19 protein-coding genes are annotated in these 22,290 nt (G+C 71.3%); 12 read left to right on the plus strand and 7 right to left on the minus strand.

The window, feature by feature from the left end; translation table 11 throughout:
• Positions 1–25: 25 nt before the first annotated feature.
• On the minus strand, positions 26–1,705 hold the full coding sequence (locus tag ACTMTF_RS04660; protein ID WP_441109378.1) for an exo-alpha-sialidase: 1,680 nt from the start codon (positions 1,703–1,705) through the stop codon (positions 26–28).
• Positions 1,706–2,149: 444 nt separating this feature from the next.
• Between ACTMTF_RS04660 and ACTMTF_RS04665 the strand changes: the two genes are divergently transcribed.
• From ACTMTF_RS04665 to ACTMTF_RS04685, 5 genes are all read left to right on the plus strand, one after another.
• Positions 2,150–2,425 carry a hypothetical protein gene (locus ACTMTF_RS04665; RefSeq protein ID WP_441109379.1) on the plus strand — a complete coding sequence of 92 codons (276 nt, stop codon included), beginning with the start codon at positions 2,150–2,152 and terminating at the stop codon, positions 2,423–2,425.
• 83 nt (positions 2,426–2,508) lie between these two features.
• Positions 2,509–3,915, plus strand: a complete 1,407-nt coding sequence (locus ACTMTF_RS04670; RefSeq protein ID WP_396999806.1) for an FAD-binding oxidoreductase — start codon at positions 2,509–2,511, stop codon at positions 3,913–3,915.
• A gap of 89 nt (positions 3,916–4,004) precedes the next feature.
• Positions 4,005–5,669: an MFS transporter gene (locus ACTMTF_RS04675; RefSeq protein ID WP_441109380.1), complete on the plus strand. Its 1,665-nt coding sequence runs from the start codon at positions 4,005–4,007 to the stop codon at positions 5,667–5,669.
• Positions 5,660–6,793 carry an FAD-dependent monooxygenase gene (locus tag ACTMTF_RS04680; RefSeq protein ID WP_441109381.1) on the plus strand — a complete coding sequence of 378 codons (1,134 nt, stop codon included), beginning with the start codon at positions 5,660–5,662 and terminating at the stop codon, positions 6,791–6,793. The genes ACTMTF_RS04675 and ACTMTF_RS04680 overlap by 10 nt, the downstream gene beginning before the upstream one ends.
• Positions 6,794–7,013: 220 nt before the next feature.
• Positions 7,014–8,075, plus strand: a complete 1,062-nt coding sequence (locus ACTMTF_RS04685) for a fatty acid desaturase family protein (protein ID WP_441109822.1) — start codon at positions 7,014–7,016, stop codon at positions 8,073–8,075.
• Here ACTMTF_RS04685 and ACTMTF_RS04690 read toward each other — a convergent pair.
• A complete protein-coding gene (locus ACTMTF_RS04690; RefSeq protein ID WP_441109382.1) occupies positions 8,055–8,411 on the minus strand; it encodes a hypothetical protein in 357 nt (118 codons plus the stop codon). The genes ACTMTF_RS04685 and ACTMTF_RS04690 overlap by 21 nt on opposite strands.
• 51 nt (positions 8,412–8,462) lie before the next feature.
• On the opposite strand from ACTMTF_RS04690, the gene ACTMTF_RS04695 reads away from it, so the two are divergent.
• Positions 8,463–9,563, plus strand: a complete 1,101-nt coding sequence (locus tag ACTMTF_RS04695; RefSeq protein WP_441109383.1) for a hypothetical protein — start codon at positions 8,463–8,465, stop codon at positions 9,561–9,563.
• Between the two features lie 43 nt (positions 9,564–9,606).
• On the opposite strand, the gene ACTMTF_RS04700 is transcribed toward ACTMTF_RS04695, so the two are convergent.
• From ACTMTF_RS04700 to ACTMTF_RS04710, 3 genes are all read right to left on the minus strand, one after another.
• Entirely contained in the window at positions 9,607–10,236 is a 630-nt protein-coding gene (locus ACTMTF_RS04700) for a pentapeptide repeat-containing protein (protein WP_441109384.1), read from the minus strand.
• Positions 10,237–10,372: 136 nt separating this feature from the next.
• Positions 10,373–11,482 (minus strand): cation:proton antiporter, encoded by a 1,110-nt coding sequence (locus tag ACTMTF_RS04705; RefSeq protein ID WP_441109385.1) that lies wholly within the window; start codon positions 11,480–11,482, stop codon positions 10,373–10,375.
• Between the two features lie 59 nt (positions 11,483–11,541).
• Positions 11,542–12,024, minus strand: coding sequence for a cation:proton antiporter regulatory subunit (locus tag ACTMTF_RS04710; protein ID WP_441109386.1), 483 nt, complete (start codon positions 12,022–12,024; stop codon positions 11,542–11,544).
• A gap of 199 nt (positions 12,025–12,223) precedes the next feature.
• Here ACTMTF_RS04710 and ACTMTF_RS04715 point away from each other — a divergent pair, with 199 nt between their 5' ends.
• The 4 genes from ACTMTF_RS04715 to ACTMTF_RS04730 all read left to right on the plus strand — a co-directional run bounded on the left by ACTMTF_RS04715 (position 12,224) and on the right by ACTMTF_RS04730 (position 15,233).
• Positions 12,224–12,886, plus strand: coding sequence for a response regulator transcription factor (locus tag ACTMTF_RS04715; RefSeq protein ID WP_441109387.1), 663 nt, complete (start codon positions 12,224–12,226; stop codon positions 12,884–12,886).
• A gap of 70 nt (positions 12,887–12,956) precedes the next feature.
• Positions 12,957–13,379 carry an ATP-binding protein gene (locus ACTMTF_RS04720; RefSeq protein ID WP_441109388.1) on the plus strand — a complete coding sequence of 141 codons (423 nt, stop codon included), beginning with the start codon at positions 12,957–12,959 and terminating at the stop codon, positions 13,377–13,379.
• 46 nt (positions 13,380–13,425) lie between these two features.
• Positions 13,426–14,856, plus strand: a complete 1,431-nt coding sequence (locus ACTMTF_RS04725; RefSeq protein ID WP_441109389.1) for a PAS domain-containing sensor histidine kinase — start codon at positions 13,426–13,428, stop codon at positions 14,854–14,856.
• Complete coding sequence (locus ACTMTF_RS04730; protein ID WP_396999784.1) at positions 14,853–15,233, plus strand: response regulator transcription factor; 381 nt, start codon at positions 14,853–14,855, stop codon at positions 15,231–15,233. Before ACTMTF_RS04725 ends, ACTMTF_RS04730 begins: the two co-directional genes overlap by 4 nt.
• Here the strand turns inward: ACTMTF_RS04730 and ACTMTF_RS04735 are convergent, their stop codons facing one another.
• The gene (locus ACTMTF_RS04735) at positions 15,234–16,418 is read right to left on the minus strand and encodes an acetate/propionate family kinase (RefSeq protein ID WP_441109390.1); all 1,185 of its coding nucleotides are present in this window, start codon (positions 16,416–16,418) and stop codon (positions 15,234–15,236) included.
• Complete coding sequence (locus ACTMTF_RS04740; protein WP_441109391.1) at positions 16,394–18,697, minus strand: phosphoketolase family protein; 2,304 nt, start codon at positions 18,695–18,697, stop codon at positions 16,394–16,396. Before ACTMTF_RS04740 ends, ACTMTF_RS04735 begins: the two co-directional genes overlap by 25 nt.
• 111 nt (positions 18,698–18,808) lie before the next feature.
• On the opposite strand from ACTMTF_RS04740, the gene ACTMTF_RS04745 reads away from it, so the two are divergent.
• Positions 18,809–20,515 (plus strand): IlvD/Edd family dehydratase, encoded by a 1,707-nt coding sequence (locus tag ACTMTF_RS04745; protein WP_396999778.1) that lies wholly within the window; start codon positions 18,809–18,811, stop codon positions 20,513–20,515.
• Between the two features lie 106 nt (positions 20,516–20,621).
• Positions 20,622–22,253, plus strand: a complete 1,632-nt coding sequence (gene pgi / locus ACTMTF_RS04750; RefSeq protein ID WP_441109392.1) for a glucose-6-phosphate isomerase — start codon at positions 20,622–20,624, stop codon at positions 22,251–22,253.
• Positions 22,254–22,290: the final 37 nt, after the last annotated feature.

The following is a 22,290-nucleotide window of genomic DNA, read 5'->3' on the forward strand; positions in this document are numbered from 1 at the left end:
TGCGACATGTGGCATTTTACTGAGGTTATGCGCGCTTGGGCGTCGCATATAGTTCTACCTCGTTCAGCATCGCGCAGGAGCGGCCGATTTCCGGGTCGCAGTTCCCTGTGGCATCCAGTTCGATCTTGACGTGGCGGCCTTTGACGGGCGTGGCCAGAGCCTGGTGCCGCAGCGCGTAGTCGGTGCGGCCGGTCACCCGCACGACCGGGGAGCCCCAGGAGCGGCCGTCCCGCGAGACGAACACGCGGGCGCTCGCGGCGTGCCCCCGGCGCAGGCTGAGCCCGATCCGGGTGAAGGCGCGCACCCGGTTCAGGTGCAGGACGTACCGGCCGGGCCCGGCGGCGACGGCACTGGACCAGTAACCGGTGCTGCCGTCGAAGGCGCCGCCGGGACGGGCGCGCGGGCGGCGCGGGCTGGTCCACGTCATCGTGGTGTTCACTGTGAGTTTCCCGGACCGGTGCAGCGCCGCCAGATCCAGCCTGCCGGCGCCGGGGGGCGGGATGTCCAGATGGCGGCGTTTGATGGCGTACCAGCTGCCGTGCTCGAACAGGCCGCTCGCCGGGCAGGCCGTCTCGTTGAGCGAGCCGTCCCGGCGGGCGCCCGGCAACTTGCAGTTGTCGAAGACCTGCAGCAGCCGGTACGGCCCGACCGCCGCGATGCCGGTGTAGCCGGACGTGCCGTGCGCGTCGTAGACCCCGTCCCGGTTGTGGTAGGTCACCCGCTGCCGGTCCCACCGGCCGCCCAGCCCGTCGAAGGACAGGGCGACCCAGACGTCGGGGCGGCCCGCGCTCAGCACCAGGACGCCGCTCGGCATCAGCAGCAGCCGCGGGGCCACGCCGCGCACCAGGCAGTCCTGGCCGGGCAGCCGCAGGTCCTGCGGGGGAGACCAGGTCACGCCCGCGTCGGTGGAGCGGCTGTAGGCCAGGGTGGCGTAGGCGCCGCCGCCCTCGCGGCGCAGCACCGCCAGCAGGCTGCCGTCGGCCACCTGCTCGATCGCGGCCTCGTTGTAGGCGTACCGGCCGTCCGGCCGGCCGATCACGCCGCGCCGGGTGAAACTCCTGCCGCCGTCCGCGCTGCCGTACACCTCGGACTGGTCCAGGCCGGCGTCGGCGTAGCGGCCGTACACCGTCACCAGGATCGTGCCGTCGGCCAGCTGGATCGGCCGGCCGTGCGCGACGCCGCCGCCCGCGAGCTCCTCCGGGGTGCCGAAGACGGCCTCGGCGCGGGCCCAGCTCTCGCCGCCGTCGGCCGAGGTGAGGATGCCCAGGCTCGCCGTGTGCGCGCTCACGCCGGTCAGGTAGTACTCCGTGGCGAACAGGCGGCCGTCGTGCAGCTGGACGGGCGCCTCACGGAGCGGTGTCCGGGCCGGCGGGCCGAAGGTGCGGCCGTCGTCGCCGGAGGTGGTCGCGGCGCTGACGTACGGCATGACCACGTCGATGTTCTTGGAGTAGGTGACGATGGTGTGGCGTCGAGGTGAGCCGTCCGGGCCGACCGTGTCGATGGCCGCCGCGTTCGGGAAACCCGCGTAGTCCCGCCGCTGCTCGGCGGTGGGTTCGGGCTCCCGCGGCGGCGGGCTGGGATAGATCCAGGACACCGCGCCGGCGCCGGTCGGCTCGTCCTCCGGCAGCGGGCAGTACGCGACGCCCGCCGCCGCGGGGGACGCGGGCAGTGGCCACAGCAGGCACGCGACCGCCATGGCGGTCATCGACACAGTGCGAGCGGGCTTCGTGGCTGTAGCCGGAAGGTCGGCTTTAGCGAACCTCAGGGAACGTCCACCTATCCTTTGCGCCATATCGCGGACTGTAGATCATGAATGGTCCGCCGAGCCGCATTCACCTTCCGAGTCCTGCCGAAACGGCGGACTGACGCGGCGGGAGCGGCGGGCGTGCCGCCTCGTGACGGACGGGGACGCACAGGTCGGGCGAGGGGCCCCGGCGCGTCCCATACGTAAAGTGGCAGTTGACAGAAAGGGGGCACCTGGCAGGATCGGGGTGCACGCAATTAGTCAGGGTTTACACATAGCACCCCGGCGAGGGCCTTGGTGGGAGGTGGCATCCAGATGAACGTTCATCCGCATCACCACCCCGTGGATGCCGCCACGACGTCAAGGCCGACCGCACTGAGATCACCGTTTGGTAGGAGCCCCGTCATGCACCTCCAGCCCGACCTCGCCCGGCGAGCGTCCCAAGAACCCGCTTCCACTCCGCATCACGCACCGGCCGAAGAGGCCTACCGCCACCCTTACGGCGGCGACCGGCGCCAGACGCCCCGCAGGGCGCGCCTCGCCGTGCTCGACGTCCAGGACGAGACCATGCCTCCGCCGCAGGAGCCGGAGCCCCACGTCAACCAGCGCCTGCAGCAGATCCGTGAGATATCCAACCGGGCCATCGGCTCGATAGACGACCTGCTCCAGCGCACCGCCTGATCGAGGGACCAGCGGGGGGACCCGCGGCGGAGGCGAATCTCCGCCAGGGAACCGCACAAGAGACTTCAGCCAAGAGGAGTGTCATGCAGGGTCAATCGCGACTGGCGCCGGCAGTGCGCGACGTCGGAGCACACCGCCCCCGGGCGATCGCAGGCGAAGTACGGCCGCAGAGCGTCGCCGAGGTGAGCGCCCTCGTACGGTGCGCCGCCGCGGACGGCCGCCGTCTCTTCCCGTACAGCACGGGCCGCAACTGGGGCATGGGATCAGGAGTCCCCGCCACCGATGAGAACATCGTCGTCGACCTCGGCGGCATGAACCGCATCCGCAGCCTGGACCTCGAGAACGGCTTCGCCGTCGTCGAGCCGGGTGTGACCCAGGCCCAGCTGGCCGAGGAACTGCGCGAGACGCCGTGGCTGCTGAACGTCACCGCATCCTGCGCCGACACCTCCGTGCTCGGCAACGCTCTGGAACGTGGCGACGGCTCGGTACGCTCCCGCGTGCACGACGTGGTCGGCCTCGAGGCCGTCATGCCCGACGGCAGCGTGATCACCACCGGCGGCCTGGACACCTGGGGCCGCTACCGCGGCCGCGTCGCGGGTCCCGACCTGACCGGCGCGTTCGTCCAGCACAACCTCGGCATCGTCACCGCGATGGCCATCGCGCTGGTGCCCCGGCCGCAGGCCTTCGGACTGGTCTGGGCCCGCATCCCGCGCGACCAGGCCGAGCGGGCCGTCAGCGCCATGGGAGCGTTCCTACGGCGTGGCAACCCGGCAGAAGGCCTGATCCGGGTTCGCGAACTCGCCCTGGTGCCCAGCCGCGGCGAATGGACGCTGCCGGCCGGGGTGGACCCCGAGCTGTTCACCATCGTCGGACCGCTGATCGGCAGCGGGGAGACGGTGCGCCTGGCCGAGGAACTGCTCCGCAAGGCGCTCCTGGAAGTGGAGGGCGCCGAGAACCTGCAGGTCCTGGACGCCACCGCCGTCAGGCCCGACGACCCGCTGTACAACCGGGCGCTCATGGCCCAGGGCATCCCCACCTGCACCGGCGTGCACAAGGCGCTCGGCCTCAGCTCCTGCGACCAGGTCGACAGCGGGCGGATGGGCTTCCTCGCCCTGCTGCCGCAGCTGCCGATGGACGCCCGCTCGACCGAGAACATCCTGCAGGTGCTGCGGGCCGCCGTGGAGGTCAACGGCACCGCCGGCCTGCTGGAGTGGAACCTGGTCAGCAGAAACCTCGCCAACGGCGTCCTCCAGATCTTCTTCGACCGTGACGTGCCGGACGCCCCGGCGCGCGCCCACCGGCTCCGCCAGGAGGCGGGCGGCCTGCTGCGCGGCTACGGCTGCGTCATCTACCGCTCCGACATCGACAACTCCGCCGCGGACGTCTACGCGCAGAGCAGCCCCGGCACGATCAGCATGCTCCACCGGCTCAAGGGCGCCTTCGACCCGGGCGGCGTGATCTCGCCCGGACGCTACAGCATCAGCGCCTGAATCGACTCCTCTCTCCCCCCGGCCTGCTGGCGCCGGTACTCGACCGCGCCAGCAGGCGGACCACATAGAGCTCTCATGGAGGTGGCCACGTGCGTTCGTCCCCAGCGGCCGTGCAGCCAGGTTCGGTCCCTGGTCCCGACGCCCCCCGGCGCGCGACATTGCTACGGCTGGTCGCTGCCGGCGTCATGTTCACGGTCATGGCCGACACCACGGCCACCACTCTCGCCGTCGGCCTGATGCGCAACAGCGCCGCCGGCAACGGCATGCCGCTCAACGACCTGGTCTGGCTGACGAGCGCGGCCTTCGTGCCGATCGCCTCGCTGCTGGCCACGGCAGGCCGGTGGGCCGACCTGTTCGGGCGCAGGCGGGTGCTGGTCATCGGACTGCTGGTGTTCATCATCGGTGGGATCGCGACCCTTACCGTACCCTCCTGGCCGGGCGTGCTGGTGGCCCGGGCGATCCAGGGCGCGGGCGCCGCGGCGATGATCCCCGCGAGCCTCGCCGTCCTGCTCGGCGAACTACCGGAACAGCAGCGGCGCGGCGCCATCGCGCTGTGGAGCTCCGCCTCCGGCGTCGGCTGCCTGCTCATGCAGGCGGCGGGCGGCTGGCTGGCGGCCGGATTCGGCTGGCGCGCCCTGTTCGCGCCGGTCGTCGTGACCGGCGTGCTCCTGCTCGTGGCCTGCGCCTGGCTGCCCCGAAGCACCGACCGTCCCGCCGTGCGCGCCAGCCGGCCCGACATGCTCGGCGGCTGGCTGCTCGCCGCCTCGATCGCGACCATCGTGCTCGCCATCTCCAAGATGACGACATGGGGGATGGACGCGGCCTGGCTGGCCTGCGCCAGCCTCGTCCTGCTCCTCGCCGCACTGGCGCAGGCCCGCCGCCACCGCGTGCCCGCCATCGACCTGACCCTGTGGCGCCGGCCCGGGTTCGCCTGGGGCTGGGTGGCCACCTGGGGATTCGGCGTCCTGTCGTACGGCCTGCTGACCCTCCAGCCGCTCTACCTGCTCCAGCTCGGCTTCCCCATGGTGGAGGTGGCCCTGTGGCTGACCCCGACCTCGGTGGCCGTGGCCGTCACCGCCTGGCTCGGGGGCAAGGTCGTACGCAAGATCGGCCCGTACGGACTGATCTATCTCGGCGCGGCGGTGTGCGGCGGCTCCTGCGTGGTGGCACTGGCGCAGACCTCGCCGACCCTGTGGGGCCTGGCGGCCAGCGTCGGCGTCGGTATCGGCGTGGGCGCGCTGGCCCCCGGCACCTCGATGGCCACCACCTTGACGGCGCAGCCGCATCAGTACGCCTCCGCGGTCGGCGCGGCGGTCATGTCCCGAATGGTCGGCGGAGCCGTCGGCGTCGCAGCCGTGTCGGTCCTCATCGACCACCCGTTCATGACCGGGCCACTGGGCGGGCTCGCCAGCGCGCTCGCCATCTGCGTGGCCGTCTCCGTGCTCGTCGGCGCCCTGGCCCTGGTCAAGATGCTCCGGATGCCGCACGCCACCGGCGAGGTCATGGTCCTGGTGCCGCGCCGGATGCTGCTGGAGCTACGCACCACCCTCGCCACCGTCGCGGCCGAGGCGGACGCGCTGCTGCCCGCGCAGCAGACCGGAGAGAGCCCCGCAACCAGTCCCACCACCGCCATTCCACAGCAGCGGCGAGCCACCGCCCCCGCCCCCGCCATGAGGGCCACCGCCGGCTCGCCCACCCGTCCCCTCGGGGGCACGCTTGTTCGATCACCAGAAGGGCTCTCATCATGGCAGTGACATCCTGCGACGTAGCGATCGTCGGCGCCGGCCTCGGCGGCTGCTTCCTGGCGCTCCTGCTGGGCCGCAGCGGCAGACACGTCGTCGTCGTCGAGCAGGGACCGTCCGTCCCGACCGCAGGCGCCGACTTCGTCAAACGCCCCGGCATGCAGGTGCTGGCCCGGCACGGGCTCGTGAGCCTGGTCGAACGGCACGCGCTCAAACGCGACATCGTCCGCTACTACCACGACGGCGAGCCGATCCAGGAATGCCGTTACCCCGACGGCTTCCTCATCCGCCCCTACCGCGAGCTGGTCGAGGTCATCTACTCCTCCTGCGCCATGCAGGGCGTGGAGTTCTGGTTCGACTCCCAGATCGACCACCTGGCCCGCGACGGCGACCGCGTCGAGCACCTGTCGCTCGCCGACGGCCGCGAGCTCCAGGCGAACGTCGTCATCGGCGCCGACGGCACCCGCTCGGCCGTACGCCAGGCGCTCGGCATCGAGAAGGAGAGCACGTCGTACCCGCACCTGCTGCGGGTCGCCACCGTGCCGCTGACCGCCAGCGTCGCCCAGCTCAACCGGCTCTACTTCAACTCCGACGGCTGGTTCAGCTACCTGTACCCGGTCAACCACGACCAGGCCCGGGTCTTCGTCGGCCTGCCCGCCGACGCCGACCGCGAGGTGTTCGGAGCCGGCGCGCCGGCGCTGCTCGACGCGCTCGGCGGGCTCGTCACCGACAACGCCGACGCCTACACCGTGCTGGGCTCCGCCTCCTGGCAGTCGATCCCCATCGCCGCCCTGCGCGTGGCCGCCTACCACAAGGGCAACGCCGCCCTGCTGGGCTCCGCCGCGTTCGCCACCCACCCGATGACCGGCATGGGCATGAGCTACACCCTGCACGACGCGGAGATCCTCGCCGAGATCATCTGCGCCGCCGAGGGCGACCAGGACCTGCTGGACAAGATGCTCGAGACGGGGTACGAGCCCCGCAGGCACAGGCACGGCGAGCTCATCGACTACGGCGACGCGCTGTCCGGCACCTTCCACGACAGGACGTCCTACCTGCGGGCCTTCCGCCAGGACCTGCACGTCTTCGGCGACACCGAGCCGATCGGGGAGGAGTTCGTCAAGGTGATGGGCTGAACCGATGACCTGTCCAGGGTGAGTCCTTGGGGCTCCTCGGCTCGCACTGGACGGTCCGCGGCAGGTCGCGGCGGGACCGCGGCCTGTCGCGGTCTTTTTCTGCCCGGACGCTCCGCCGGATGGTAGGGCGGGCACTACCACGAATATGGGTGATAGCGGCAGTCCGCCCACGCCGCCGGCTCAACGATGCTTGGCTTGGACCCCGTCGAGCATCGGAGCGATTTTGGCAGACAGCACGATCGAACGCGCGCCCGTGAGCCCGGAGAGGAGAGGCAGTGACTTCTCCCAGCTCTCCCGCCGCATCGTCCAGGAGGGGCTGCTCGATCGCCGGCCCGTCTACTACACGGTCAGGATCGCCACGGTCGTGACCTGTTTCGTCGGCGGCTGGGTGGCCTTCGCCCTCGTCGGCGACTCCTGGTGGCAGATCCTCGTCGCGGCCTTCCTCGCCGTCGTGTTCGCCCAGATGGGGCTGCTGGCCCACGACCTGGCGCACGGGCAGGTGTTCCGCTCCCGCCGCCCCAGCCGGATCGCCGGCCACCTGGTGGGCAACCTCGGCATCGGCCTCGGCTACGGCTGGTGGACCGACAAGCACACCCGCCACCACGCCAACCCCAACCACGAGGACCACGACCCCGACGTGGCGCCCGACGTGCTCATCTGGTCCGCCAAGCAGGCCGAGGTCAGCACCGGCCTGCCGCGCCTCATCGGCCGCTGGCAGGCGTTCCTGTTCTTCCCGCTGCTCACGCTGGAAGGCCTCAACCTGCACGTCTCCAGCCTGCGCTCGCTGCGCAAGCCCACCCTCAAGCACCGGCGCACCGAGGCGGTGACGCTCATCGTCCACGACCTCGCCTACCTCGGTGCCGTCTTCGCCGTGCTGCCGATCGGCAAGGCGCTGGTCTTCCTCGCCGTCCACCAGGCCTTGTTCGGCGTCTACCTCGGCTGCACCTTCGCCCCCAACCACAAGGGCATGCCGGTGCTCACCGGCGAGGACCAGCTGGACTTCCTGCGCCGCCAGGTCCTCACCTCCCGCAACGTCCGCGGCGGCCACCTGATCAACACGGCGCTGGGCGGGCTCAACTACCAGATCGAGCACCACCTGTTCCCCAGCATGCCGACCCCCAACCTGCGCAAGGCGCAGCCCATCGTGCGCGAACACTGCGCGGCACTCGGCGTCGAGTACGTCGAGACCGGGCTCATCGCCTCCTGGGCACAGGCCATGCGCTCCCTGCACGAGGCCGGCCGCTCGCTGCGCGGCGGCCGCTCACCCGCCCCCGTCGGCTGACCGTACGGACACCACCGTCAGCTGCGGACGCTCGCACTCCTCCTCCACGACGAAACCCGCGTCGGTGAGGATCGTCCGTAACGCCAGCCGCACGGCGGTGAGCAGGGTGTCGTGCCTGCCCCGGTGCTCGGCGGGCGGCTCGTCGGGCGCGCCCCAGCGGACCAGGACGCCGCGGCCGGGCTCGTGCCAGACGCCGAGCCCGCCGTCGGCCGGTATGAGGGACGGCTCGACGGTGAATCCCGCGCCGGCGAGCTTCTGGCGGACGAGGTGCTCCAGCTCAGGCCCCTCGATCGCGGCGGTGTCCATCCCTTTCCGCTGCCCGATCACGACCGCCACGAACCTCCCCGCCCCGGGGTAGGGTTCATCGCCGTGCGGGAGGAGGCGGGAATGCTGATCGAGCGAGCCAGGCGGATCGCCCGGCAGTGGGTGCTCGACGAGGGCGCCCGCCTGCCGGGCTTCGCGGGCGCCCTCCTCACCGGCTCCGCCCTGTGGGCCCGCCCGGACGCGACCCTGCCCGACAGCTCCGACGTGGACGTCCTCGTCGTCCTGAACGCCCCCTCGCCCCCACCCACCGCCGGCGGCAAGTTCCTGTACGACGGCGTCCTGCTGGAGGTGTCCTTCCTCTCCTGGCAGGACCTCGTCCCAACGGCGAACCCCGAAGGACGCGCCCCCGGTCCGACGGCGGAGGCCGTACGGCGGGAGCCTGGTCCGACGGCGGATCTGGGCGAGCAGGCCGAGGCGGTGCTGGGGCACTATCACCTCGCGGGCGCCTTCCATCGGCCCGGGGTGCTCGCCGACCCGACAGGGCGGCTCACCGCGATTCAGCGTGTCGTGGCGCGGCACTTCGCCGACCGGCGCTGGGTTCTGGAACGCTGCACGCACGCGGAGAACAGGGCGCGCGGCTGGATCACCGGCATGGACGATCGGGCGTCGCTGCCCGAGCAGGTCGCCGCGTGGCTGTTCGGCACCGGGGTGACGACGCACGTCCTGCTGGTGGCGGGCCTGCGCAACCCGACCGTCCGCCGCCGGTACGAGGCCGTGCGCGAGCTGCTCGTCGAACGCGGTCTGGCCGGCCACCACGAGCACCTGCTCGACCTGCTGGGCTGCGCCGAGCTGAGCCCGGAGCGGGTGCGGCATCACCTGCACGGCCTGGAGCGGGTCTTCGACCTGGCCAAGCGGGTGCGGGCCCCGTCCTACCGCTTCGCCTCCGACATCACCGAACAGGCCGAGCCCATCGCCATCGGCGGCGGCCACGACCTCGTCGACAAGGGACTGCACCGGGAGGCCGTCTTCTGGCTGGTCGCGACCCATGCTCGCTGCCTGGCCAAACTGTCCGCCGCCGGTCACCCCGCTCCGGCGGACGGCCTCACCGAACTGCTCGCCGACCTCGGCGCCGAGACTTCCGCGGACCGCCGCCGCCGTGGTGACCGGGTCATGGCCGCCCTGCCCGGCCTCCGCCACCTCGCCGAGTCCCTCGCCCCGCCCTGATCCCTCACCCTGGTCCCCAGGCGCCGCCCACCCGCCGACCGCCTCAGACCGCGCTCTGGTCGCGGACCTCCAGACCCAGGGCGGTGGCTATGATCGTCGCCTGGTAGGGGTCGATGACGGCCTTGTTGAGCTTGACCGTGTGCGGGTCGAGGCCTCCCAGGTCGCTGCCGCGCAGGTCGCAGCCCGTGAGGTCGGCGCTGTGCAGCCATGCCCCCGACAGGTCGCACCGCCGGACCTCGGCGCCCTCCAGCCTGGCCCCCGTCAGGTCGGCCTCCCGCAGTCGCACCCCGTGCAGGGCGCTGCCGCGCAGGTCGGCACCGGGCAGCCCGACGAAGGACCAGTCGCCGCCGTCGACCTTGAACAGCCCGTAGGAGCAGCCGTCGAACATGCTCCCGGTCAGCTTGCACCCCTTGAACGTCGCGTCGAAGAACGAGCAGCGGGAGAAGGTGCAGTTGAGGAAGAGGGCGTCCTCGTGCTCGGACACGTTGAAGCGCACATTGCGGAACGTGCACTCCTCGAAGGCCGAGCCGCGGTCGATCAGCTCGGTCATGTCCACGTCGACGAACAGCACCCGCCGGTAGGTCTCCCCGGTCAGGTCGCGCCCGTCCCAGTCGGCGGACCTGACCGTGGTCTCGGTCGGGGGTGCCGGGATGCCGTGCTTGCGATCGGCCATGTGCCCTCCATGCGATGCCTCGTCGACGCCATGAAAGGACGTCTGGGAGAGCCTGCCACCCGCCACCGACAGAACGGCCGCCGCGCTCCAGCCTGCCCCTGCCCGCCGGGTACGAGCCGAAGCGCTGGGAAAGAGGTCAGGCCCGCTTCGCGATGGCCTCGATCATGGGCTGCACGGCCTTTGCCGCCAAGGGCCCGAACGCCGCCAGGATGAGCACGTACGCCGCCGCCAGCGGACCGAGGTCCGGGTGGACTCCGGCCGCCACCGCCAGACCGGCGATGACGATGTTGAACTCGCCTCGGGGGATCAGCGCGATGCCGGCCCGGGCCTGACCGGCCTTCGCGATCCCGGCCCGCCTGGCCGCGTAGACGCCGGTCATCAGCTTGGTGATCATGCTGATCAGGGCCAGCAGGGCGGCCAGCCCGGCGACCGGGAGGATCTTCGCCGGGTCGGTCTGCAGGCCGAAGAAGACGAAGAACACGGCCGCGAACAGGTCCCGCAGCGGCGACAGCAGCGCCTGCGCGTCGTGCGCGAGCTGGCCCGACAGCGCGATCCCGACCAGGAAGGCGCCGACGGCGGCCGACACCTGCAGCTGCTGCGCGATCCCGGCGACCAGCAGGGCCAGCCCGACTATCTTCAGCAGCAGCACTTCGTTGTTGGGGCTGGACACGAACGCCTCGATGAAGCGCCCGAACTTGAGCGCGACGACCAGCACCACGCTCACCGTGCCCAGCGCGATCGCCACGGTCACCGCGCCGCTCACCAGGCTGAGCCCGGCGAGCATGGCGGTCAGGACCGGCAGGTAGACCGCCATCGTGAGGTCTTCGAACACCAGCAGCGACAGGACTGTGGGGGTCTCGCGGTTACCGATCCATCCAAGGTCGGACAGCACCTTGGCGGTGATGCCGGAGGAGGTGGCGTAGGTGACGCCCGCCATGGCGACGGCCGCGACCGGCCCCCACCCGAGGAGTAAGGCGCAGATGGCGCCGGGCGCCGCGTTGATCACCAGGTCGACGATGCCCGCACGGGCGTTGCTCTTGAGGCTGGTCACCAACTCGTCGGCGTTGTACTCCAGGCCGAGCGTGAGCAGCAGCAGGACGACGCCCATCTCCGCGCCCACGGAGATGAACTCCTCGCTGGTGGCCAGCGGAAGCACGCCGCCGGTGCCGAACGCGAGGCCGGCGATCAGATAGAGAGGGATGGGCGAGATGCCGGCGCGCAGGGCCAGCGCGCCCAGAATCCCCAAACCGAGAAGTACCGCTCCGACCTCAAGGAAAAGTATTGCCGTGTGATGCACCCGCGGCCCTAACCTTCAGCCAGGATGTCTGCGACTTCGGAGGTGCTGTCGGCGCTGCCCACGACGACCACGATGTCGCCCGCGGCGAACACGAACTCCGGCCCCGGGCTGGCGAACACCCGCCCGGCGCGGACGATCGCGACGATCGAGGCGTTCGTCCGGGTCCGTACGCGCGCGTCACCCATGGGCCGGTCGGCGTACGGGGAGGTGGGCGGAATCGGCAGCTGGAGGCTGACCAGCCCCTCGACCTGCTGGTGCGCCTGGTTGAGCCGCTGCACGATGCGCGGGGCGCCGAGCAGCTCGACCAGTGCGTCGGCCTCTTCGTCGTTGAGCTTGACGACCTCGCACGCCCGATCGGGGTCCTCGCGGTCGTAGATCACCAGGTCCCGGCGGCCGGTGCGATGCGACACGACGCCGATCCTCTTACCCGACTGGGTGGTGAAATCGTGGCGCAGGCCTATCCCTGGCAGCGCCGTCTGCTCGACCTCCACCGCTGAATCCCCACCCATCTCATTTGCGAACAAGCCCGCTAACCCTACCAATCCTCCCTGATGACCGCGTTGTGGAGAAGGAGCAGGCAGCGTCAGGAGGAATCTACCTTCGGCCCGCCAACACCCCACGGGAGGAAAGGAGTATGGAAAGCGGGACAATGGTGTGACCAGCAACCCGCACCGGGGGGAGTCCTTCACCATGTCGCCCTTAACTGACCCCCTGGCGGTCGCCCCCATCCGCCTGGTGCTGGTCGAGGACCACGACATGGTGGCCGAGGCCATCGGCATGGCGCTCGGTCACGCCCCCGGCATCGAGGTCGTGGCCAGGTCCGGCTCGATCGCCGGGGCGGTGACCGACGCCCGCCGCTGGCGGCCCGATGTGGTGGTGCTGGATCGCCGCCTGCCGGACGGCGACGGGATCTCGGCGATCGGCACCATCTCGGCGGCGGCTCCGGAGGCCCGGGTGCTGGTGCTGACGGGGGAGGCGTCCGCCTCGGTGGCCGTGCGCGTGGTGGAGGCCGGGGGCGCCGGTCTGGTGGAGAAGTCGTCGGGGCTGCAGGAGCTGGAGTCGGCGGTGCGCGAGGTGGCGGCCGGCGGGGTGGTGTTCGCGCCGGGCCTGCTGCCAGGGGTGCTGGACCGGCTGACCGGTCGCGCGTGGACCGCGGGTGCGGCGCTGACCGGACGGGAACGGGAGACGTTGCTGCTGCTGGCGGAGGGCGTGAGCACCGACCAGATCAGTGAGCGGCTCGGGGTGGCGCGTAACACGGCGCGCAATCATGTCCAGCGGGTGCTGGAGAAGCTCGGCGCCCGGTCGAAGCTGGAGGCGGTGGCGATCGCCAGGCGCGAGGGCCTGCTCGACTAGTGCACATGCACCAGGCGCTCTGGCACGCCTGCGTCTCGTGACCCGGTCTTGGTTGTCCGAGAGTGGAAAGATGGGCAGCCATACTGAGTCGTTCACGGTGGAGCGCCATCTGACCGAGGAGATGGGCAGCATCACCGTGGCACGCCAGATCGTGCGCGACGCCCTGGACGCCTGGGACTACGCCGGGCAGCACGAGGACGTGCTGCTGGTGGTCTCGGAGCTGGTGACCAACGCGCTCATGCACGGGGCGGGCGCTCCCGTGCTGCGGATGACCAAGGAAGCGACGCACATCCGGATCGAGGTCGGCGACTCCAGCGAGGAGGCGCCGAAGGCACGCGAGCCCGGCCCCGCCGACGGTTGGGGCATGCACGTCATCGGACGACTCTCCTCCCGCTGGGGGACATCACACCGCGAAGGCGGAAAGGTGGTCTGGTGTGAGCTCGCGACACCGTTCGCTGCCTTCGCTCCTGATCCGGGCGGCCTCAGAGCCTGACTCCAGGGCGTTGGCGCATCGCGGCGCCGGCGTGCGAAGCTGCCGTATGCCCGAGTACGAGCACGTCGACCTGGACCTGCTGCTTCAGGGTGTGGTCGACTACGCCATCTTCATGCTGGACCCGGCCGGTCACGTGGTGAGCTGGAACACCGGCGCGCAGCGGATCAAGGGGTACGACGCCGAGGAGATCATCGGGAGTCACTTCTCGGTGTTCTACCCTCCTCGGGAGGTGGCGGCGGGCGCGCCCGAACGTGACCTGGCCACGGCGGTCGCGGAGGGGCGGCTGGAGGACGAGGGCTGGCGGGTGCGCAAGGACGGCACCCGGTTCTGGGCCAACGTGGTCATTACCGCGCTGCACGACGCCGAGGGCCGGCTGCGTGGATTCGGCGAGGTCGTCCGGGACATGACCGAGCGGCGCGTGCGGGAGTGGTCCATCCGCGACAGTGAGGATCGCTTCCGGCTGCTCGTCCAGAACGTCCTCGACTACGCCATCTTCATGCTGGACCCGGCCGGTCACGTGGTGAGCTGGAACACCGGCGCGCAGCGGATCAAGGGGTACGACGCCGAGGAGATCATCGGGAGTCACTTCTCGGTGTTCTACCCTCCCCGGGAGGTGGCGGCGGGCAAGCCGGATCGCGAGCTGGCCACGGCGGTCGCGGAGGGGCGGCTGGAGGATGAGGGCTGGCGGGTGCGCAAGGACGGCACCCGGTTCTGGGCCAACGTGGTCATCACCGCGCTGCACGACGCCGAGGGGCGGCTGCGCGGATTCGGCAAGGTGACCCGCGACATGACCGAGCGGCGCACCGTCGAACGCGCGCTGGACGAGCGCGGCCAGCTGCTGGCGCATCTGGTGCGGGCCCAGGAGATGGAGCGGCGGCGCATCGCCTGGGACGTGCACGACGACACCATCCAGTCCATGGTCGCCGTCGGCATGCGCCTGCAACTGCTCGCCACCAAGGTGCCCGGCGAGCACGCCGCCGCGCTGCTGCGGCTCAACGAGACGGTCAACGCCTCCATCGGCCGCCTGCGCAATCTCACCTTCCGGCTGCACCCGCCGGGCATCGACAGCGACGGCATGGTGCAGGGCCTGGCCAGCTATCTCGACCAGGTGGTGGCCGGGGCGGGGCTGACCTACGAGCTGACCCACGACCTCGACGCCGAGCCGCCGTCCGAGACGGCGATCACCGTCTTCCGCATCTGCCAGGAAGCTCTCACCAACGTCCGCAAGCACGCCAGGGCGAGCGTGGTGAAGGTCTCGCTCACCTCGGCCGACCAGGGGGTACGCGTCCGGGTGGTAGACGACGGCGTCGGCTTCGACCAGCCGGCGGACAGCCAGGTCAAGCACGGACACTTCGGCCTCGTCGAGATGCGCCAGCGCGCCGAGGTCGCCGGCGGCTGGTGGAGCCTGCACAGCGAGCCCGGCGCCGGCGCCACCGTCGAGTTCTGGGTGCCGGCCGTGCCGCTCGAGGCGCCATGAGCGAGCGGCGCGAGCGGCTCACCGTGCTCATCGGCGACGACGAGCCGCTGATCCGCGAGGTGCTGAGCGAGGTGCTGGCGGCCGAGCCCGACCTGGACGTGGTCGCGACCGCGAGCCACGCCGACGAGGCCATCGAGCTCGCGGTCCGGCACACCCCGGCCGTCGCCATCCTCGACGTCCGGATGCCGGGCGGCGGAGCCTGGGCGGCGCGCGAGATCCGCCGGCTGTCCCCGCGCACCCGCGTCATGGCCTTCTCCGCGTACGGCGACTCGGGGTCGGTCGACGAGATGCGGCGCGTCGGCGTACAGGAGTATCTGCTCAAGGGCCTGCCCAACACCGACATCGTGGCCGCGGTACGGCGGGTCGCGGCGGTGTGATCAGCCGATCAGCTCCAGCGCCTGCCTGGCGATCTCCCACTCCTCGTCGGTGGGGACGACGAGCACGGCGACCTCCGAGCCGGGCGGCGAGACGGCCCGTTCGTCAGCGCGCGCGGCCTCGTTGCGCTGCCGGTCCAGGGTGATGCCGAGCCTGTCGAGCCCGGCCAGCGCGGAGGCCCGGGTGGCGGCGTCGTTCTCACCGACGCCGCCGGCGAACACGACCGCGTCCACCCGGCCGAGCACCGCGTAGTACGCGCCCACGTACTTGCGGATGCGCCGGCAGTAGACGTCCAGGGCGAGCCGCGCGTCGGCGTCGCCGTCCGCGGCGCGGCGGCGCGCCTCCCGCATGTCGCCGGTGCCCGCGAGCCCGAGCAGGCCGCCGCGGTGGCCGAGCGCCTCCTCCACCTCCCGCGCGTCCAGGCCGGCGACCCTGGCCAGATAGCCGCACAGGGCCGGGTCGACGTCCCCCGACCGGGTGCCCATGACCAGCCCCTCCAGCGGCGTCATGCCCATCGAGGTGTCGACGCTGCGGCCGCCCTCGACCGCGGTGGCGCTGGCGCCGTTGCCGAGGTGCAGCACGATGAGGTTGACCTCCTGCGGGTCGCGGCCCAGGAAGGCGGCGGCCCGGCGGGACACGTACGCGCACGAGGTGCCGTGGAAGCCGAAGCGCCGCACGCCGAGCCGCTCGCGCCACTCGCGCGGCACCGCGTAAGTGTAGGCCTCCGGCGGCAGCGACAGCTGGAAGGACGTGTCGAACACGGCCACCTGCGGCACGCCGGGGAAGGCCTCCTGCGCCATCCGGATGCCGGTGACGTTCACCTGGTTGTGCAGTGGGGCCAGCGGCGCCAGCTCCTCGACGGCGGCGATCACCTGCTCGTCCACCAGCACCGCCTCGCGGAACCGGGTTCCGCCGTGCACCACCCGGTGCCCCACCGCGACCGGGTCGAGCGCGGGTCCCGCCGTCCGGAACGCCTCCAGCACCGCGCGCAGCCCCTCCGCGTGGTCCGCGAACCGCCCCTTCCTCTCGTACGGCGCGCCGTCGGCGAGGTGGTGGGCCAGCAGGCCCTCGTCCTCGCCGATGCGCTCGACCAGCCCCCTGGCCGGCCGGGCCCGTGAGGCGGCGTCGATGAGCTCGTACTTGATGGAGGAGGAGCCGGTGTTCAGGACGAGTATGTGTTCGGCCATGTCCACCCACTGATCTCGGGGGCGTCCTCGCCGTGGATGCGGGTGTAGGCGCGGGCCTGCAACCGGGCGTCGGACATGCGCTGGCGCAGGTGGGCGGCCTTGCTGCCGAGGCCGCTGACCCGGTCGATCACGTCCATGGCCAGATGGAAGCGGTCGATGTCGTTCAGCATGGCCATGTCGAAGGGCGTCGTGGTGGTGCCCTCCTCCTTGTAACCGCGTACATGCAGGTTGGCGTGGCCGTGCCGGCGGTAGGTGAGCTGGTGGATGAGCGTGGGATAGCCGTGGAAGTCGAAGATGATCGGCCGGTCCGTCGTGAACAGCGTGTCGAACTCGTTGTCGGGCATGCCGTGCGGGTGCTCCGAGGAGGGCTGCAGGCGCATCAGGTCGACCACGTTGATCACGCGGACCTTCAGCTCGGGCAGTTCCTCACGCAGGATGGCGGCGGCGGCCAGGGTCTCCAGCGTCGGCACGTCCCCGGCGCAGGCCAGCACGACGTCGGGCTCGACGCCGTCGTCGGTGGAGGCCCAGGGCAGGATGCCCAGGCCGCGGGTGCAGTGCGCGATCGCCTCGTCCATGGTGAACAGGTCGAGGACGGGCTGCTTGCCCGCCACGATGACGTTGACGTAGTCGCGTGAGCGAAGGCAGTGGTCGGAGACCGACAGCAGGGTGTTGGCGTCCGGCGGCAGGTAAACGCGCACCACCGAGGCCTTCTTGTTCACCACCACGTCCAGGAAGCCCGGGTCCTGGTGGCTGAAGCCGTTGTGGTCCTGCCGCCACACGTGCGACGACAGGAGATAGGTGAGCGAGGCCACCGGCCGCCGCCAGGAGATCTTCTGCGATGACTCCAGCCACTTGGCGTGCTGGTTGAACATCGAGTCGATGATGTGGATGAAGGCCTCGTAACAGTTGAACAGGCCGTGCCGGCCGGTCAGCAGATAGCCCTCCAGCCAGCCCTGGCACAGGTGCTCGCTGAGCACCTCCATCACCCGGCCGCCGGGGGCCAGATGCTCGTCGGTGGGCAGCCGCTCGGCGTTCCAGGCGCGGTCGGTGGTATCGAAGACCGCGCTGAGCCGGTTCGAGGCCGTCTCGTCGGGGCCCATCAGCCGGAAGGTGCGCGGATTCGCGGCGATCACGTCGCGCAGCAGCGTGCCCAGCACCTTGGTCGGCTCGCTGGACTGACCTGCGGGCGACTTGACCTCGACGGCGTGCGCGCGGAAGTCCGGCAGGCGCAGCGGCGACAGCAGCTCGCCGCCGTTGGCGTGCGGGTTCGCGCTCATCCTGCGGGCGCCCTCCGGCACCGTCTCCAGGATCGCGGGAACCGGGCGGCCCCGCTCGTCGAACAGCTCCTCCGGCCGGTAGGAGCGCATCCACTCCTCCAGCAGCGCCAGGTGCTCGGGGTTGTCGCGGACCTTGGCCAGAGGCACCTGATGGGAGCGCCAGGTGCCCTCCACCGGCAGGCCGTCGACCTCGCGAGGGCCGGTCCAGCCCTTCGGCGTACGCAGGATGATCATGGGCAGGCGGGCGTCGTCACCGGCTCGGTAGGCGGCTATCTCGCCGAACACCTCGTCCAGGGTGCCCGCCATCTCCGCGTGGTCGGGGCCCACCAGGTGCGGCCGGTAACCGTACCCCTCCAGGAGCTTGAACAGATCTGCCTCGGGGATGCGCGCCAGGACGGTCGGATTGGCGATCTTGTAGCCGTTCAGCGCCAGGATCGGCAGCACCACCCCGTCACGCTCGCGGTCCAGCAGCTTGTTGGAGTGCCAGCTCGCCGCCAGCGGGCCCGTCTCCGCCTCGCCGTCGCCGATCACGCACGACACCACCAGGTCGGGGTTGTCGAAGGCGGCGCCGTAGGCGTGGGCCAGGGCGTAACCGAGCTCGCCGCCCTCATGGATGGAGCCGGGCGTCTCGGGTGCGACATGGCTGGGGATGCCGCCGGGGAAGGAGAACTGGCGGAACAGCCGCCGCATGCCCGGCTCGTCCTGGCTGACGTCGGGGTAGCGCTCGCTGTAGGAGCCCTCCAGCCAGGAGTGCGCCACCGCCGCCGGGCCGCCGTGGCCGGGACCGGCGATGTAGATCATGTCCTGGTCGCGCTCACGGATGACCCGGTTGAGGTGGGCGAAGCAGAAGTTCAGGCCAGGGGTGGTGCCCCAGTGCCCCAGCAGGCGCGGCTTGATGTGCTCCGGCCGCAGCGGCTCGGTCAGCAGCGGGTTGTCCAGCAGGTAGATCTGCCCTACGGACAAATAATTGGCCGCACGCCAGTAGGCGTCGATATGTTCCATGATGTGCACCTCCCCGCTCGACGCCCGGATAGACCTGGCGGGTTCCGCGGGGTCGGTCCGCAGACCGGGGGCGGCTACCGCCCGGCCCGCCCGGCTGGTTAAGGTGCGGCTATGGCCCTGCGCAGCTCGATTTGGTATTCCGGCGACGACAGAAACTCCTACATGCACCGTGCCTGGATGCGGCGCGGCCTGCCTCGCGAGGCGTTCGACGGTGAGCGGCCGCACATCGCGATCGCCAACACCGCCTCCGACCTGACCCCCTGCAACTCCCACCTGAACGAGGTGGGAAAGAGCGTCGAGCAGGGCATCTGGGCCGCCGGCGGCATCCCGCTCAACCTGCCGGTGGTGTCCCTCGGCGAGACGAACGTCAGGCCGACCGCCATGCTCTGGCGCAACCTCGCCGCCATGGCCACCGAGGAGATGCTGCGCGCCAACCCGATCGACGGCGTGGTGCTGCTCGGCGGCTGCGACAAGACCATCCCGTCGCTGCTCATGGCCGCCGCCTCCGTGGACCTGCCCGCCGTGGTGATGCCCGGCGGCCCGATGCTGACCGGCACCTTCCGCGGCACCCCGCTCGGCTGCGGCACCGACGTGTGGCGGCTCAGCGAGGAGGTACGCGCCGGCACGCTCTCCCGCGAGGCGTTCCTCGACTCCGAGTCCGCGATGATCCGCAGCCGCGGCCACTGCAACACGATGGGCACCGCCTCCACCATGGCCTGCATGGCCGAGGCCCTCGGCATGACCCTGCCCGGGACGTCCGGCACCCCGGCCCCCGACAGCCGGCTGCTCGAACGCTCCCACGAGACCGGCCGCCTCGCCGTCGAGATGGTGCGCGAGGGACGCCGCCCGAGCCAGGTGATGACCCGCGGCTCCTTCCTCAACGCCATCGTCACCCTGGCCGCGACCGGCGGCTCCACCAACGCCGTCATCCACCTGCTGGCCATCGCCGGCCGCCTCGGCGTCGAGCTCGACCTGGACGACTTCGACCGCACCGGATCCGGTGTGCCGCTCCTGGTCGACCTCCTGCCGGCCGGACGGCACCTGATGGACGACATGTTCCGGGCGGGCGGGCTGCTCGCCGTGTTCAAGGAGATCGCCGACCTGCTCGACCCGACGGCGGTGACCGTCACCGGCCGCCCTCTCGTCGACTACCTCGCCGAGGCGGACATCTGGGACGAGAGCGTCATCAGGCGCCGCGCCGACCCGCTGCTGCCCGACGCGGGCATCGCCGTACTGCGCGGCAACCTCGCCCCCAACGGCGCGGTCATCAAGCCCGCCGCCGCCTCGCCCGAGCTGCTGCGCCACCGGGGCAGGGCCGTCGTCTTCGACAGCGTCGAGGACGTCTACGCCCGGCTCGACTCCCCGGATCTCGACGTCGACGAGACCTCGGTGCTCGTCCTGCGCGGCTGCGGGCCCAAGGGCTATCCCGGCATGCCGGAGGTCGGCAACCTGCCGCTGCCCGCCAAGCTGCTGGCCAAGGGCGTGCGCGACATGGTACGGATCAGCGACGCGCGGATGAGCGGCACCGCCTACGGCACGGTCGTGCTGCACACCTCGCCCGAGGCCGCGGCCGGCGGGCCGCTCGCCAGGGTGCGCACCGGCGACCAGATCGTGCTCGACGTGGCGGCCAGACGGCTCGACGTCGACGTGCCGGAGGCCGAGTTCGCCGCCAGGAAGCCCGCCATGGAGGGCCACGCCGAGCCCGTCCGCGGCTGGCAGCGCCTCTACATCGACCATGTCACACAGGCCGACCGGGGTGCCGACCTCGACTTCCTCATCGGGTCCAGCGGAGACGCGCCCGGCCGCGAGTCCCACTGACCGCGCGCCCTGGCGGACACGCCGCTCCGCCATGCGCGGAATCAGGCATGCCGGGTACGAGGTTACGGGACTATGTGATCGCAGTTTGACGGCGCGAGGAGGAAACGTGAGCAGCGACATCACCCAGAGCCAGGAGTGGGCGGCGCTCGGCAAGCACCACGGTGAGCTGGCGGGCAGACACCTGAGGGAGCTGTTCGCGGAGGACCCGGAGCGGGCCGCCCGGATGACGGTCACCGCCGGCGACCTCTACCTCGACTACGCCAAACACCGCGCCACCGGCGAGACCATCGGCCTGCTCGTGGCCCTCGCCGAGCGCGCCGGGCTGCGCGACCGCATCGAGGCGATGTACACCGGCGAGCACATCAACGTCAGCGAGGACCGCGCGGTGCTGCACACCGCGCTGCGCGCCCCCGCCGACGCCGGCCTCGTCGTCGACGGGCAGGACGTGAGCCGCGACGTGCACGCCGTCCTCGACAAGATGAGCGCCTTCGCCGACCGGGTCCGCTCGAAGGAGTGGCAGGGCGCCACCGGACAGCCGATCTCCACCGTCGTCAACATCGGCATCGGCGGCTCCGACCTCGGCCCCGCCATGGCCTACGAGGCGCTGCGCGACTACGCCGACGCCGGGATCCAGGCCAGGTTCGTCTCCAACATCGACCCCGCCGACATCACCGGCTGCCTCGCCGACCTCGACCCGGCGACCACGCTGATCGTGGTCAGCTCCAAGACCTTCACCACCCTGGAGACCCTCACCAACGCCAAGGTCGCCCGCCAGTGGCTGACCGGCGCGCTCGGCGAGGACGCCGTCGCCAAGCACTTCGTGGCCGTGTCCACCAACGCCGCCAAGGTCGCCGAGTTCGGCATCGACACCGACAACATGTTCGGCTTCTGGGACTGGGTCGGCGGCCGCTACTCCTACGACGGCGCCATCGGGCTCTCCCTGATGATCGCCATCGGGCCGGTTCGGTTCCGCGAGATGCTGGCCGGCTTCCACACCATGGACCAGCACTTCCGCACCGCGCCCTTCGAGGCCAACATGCCGGTGCTGCTCGGCCTGCTCGGCATCTGGTACACCGACTTCTTCGACGCCCAGACCCGCGCCGTCCTGCCCTACAGCCAGCGCCTGCACCGTTTCCCCGCCTACCTCCAGCAGCTCACCATGGAGTCCAACGGCAAGTCCGTGCGCGCCGACGGCACCCCCGTCACCGTCGACACCGGCGCCATCTACTGGGGCGAGCCGGGCACCAACGGCCAGCACGCCTTCTACCAGCTCCTGCACCAGGGCACCCGCCTGGTGCCGGCCGACTTCATCGGCTTCGCCGAGCCGCACGAGGACCGCGAGGGCATGCACGACCTGCTGATGGCCAACATGCTCGCGCAGACCTCGGCGCTGGCGTTCGGCAAGACGGCCGAGGAGATCGCCGCCGAGGGCACGCCCGCCGACGTGGCGCCGCACAAGGTGATGCCCGGAAACCGGCCCACCTCCACCATCCTCGCCCCCAAGCTGACCCCCTCCACCCTCGGCCAGCTGGTGGCGCTGTACGAGCACATCGTGTTCGTCGAGGGGACGATCTGGGGCGTCGACTCCTTCGACCAGTGGGGGGTCGAGCTCGGCAAGAAGATGGCGATGGACCTGGCACCCGCGCTCACCTCCCAGGAGTCACCGACGGCCTTCCCCGACCCGTCCACCGAGCACCTCGTCCGCCACTACCGCGAGCTACGCGGCAGGCGCCCCTGACCCCGTGGTCCAGTAGGCACGCGGGCCCGCGCCGCGT

The organism is Nonomuraea sp. ZG12 (genome assembly GCF_052068115.1).
Lineage (GTDB): Bacteria > Actinomycetota > Actinomycetes > Streptosporangiales > Streptosporangiaceae > Nonomuraea.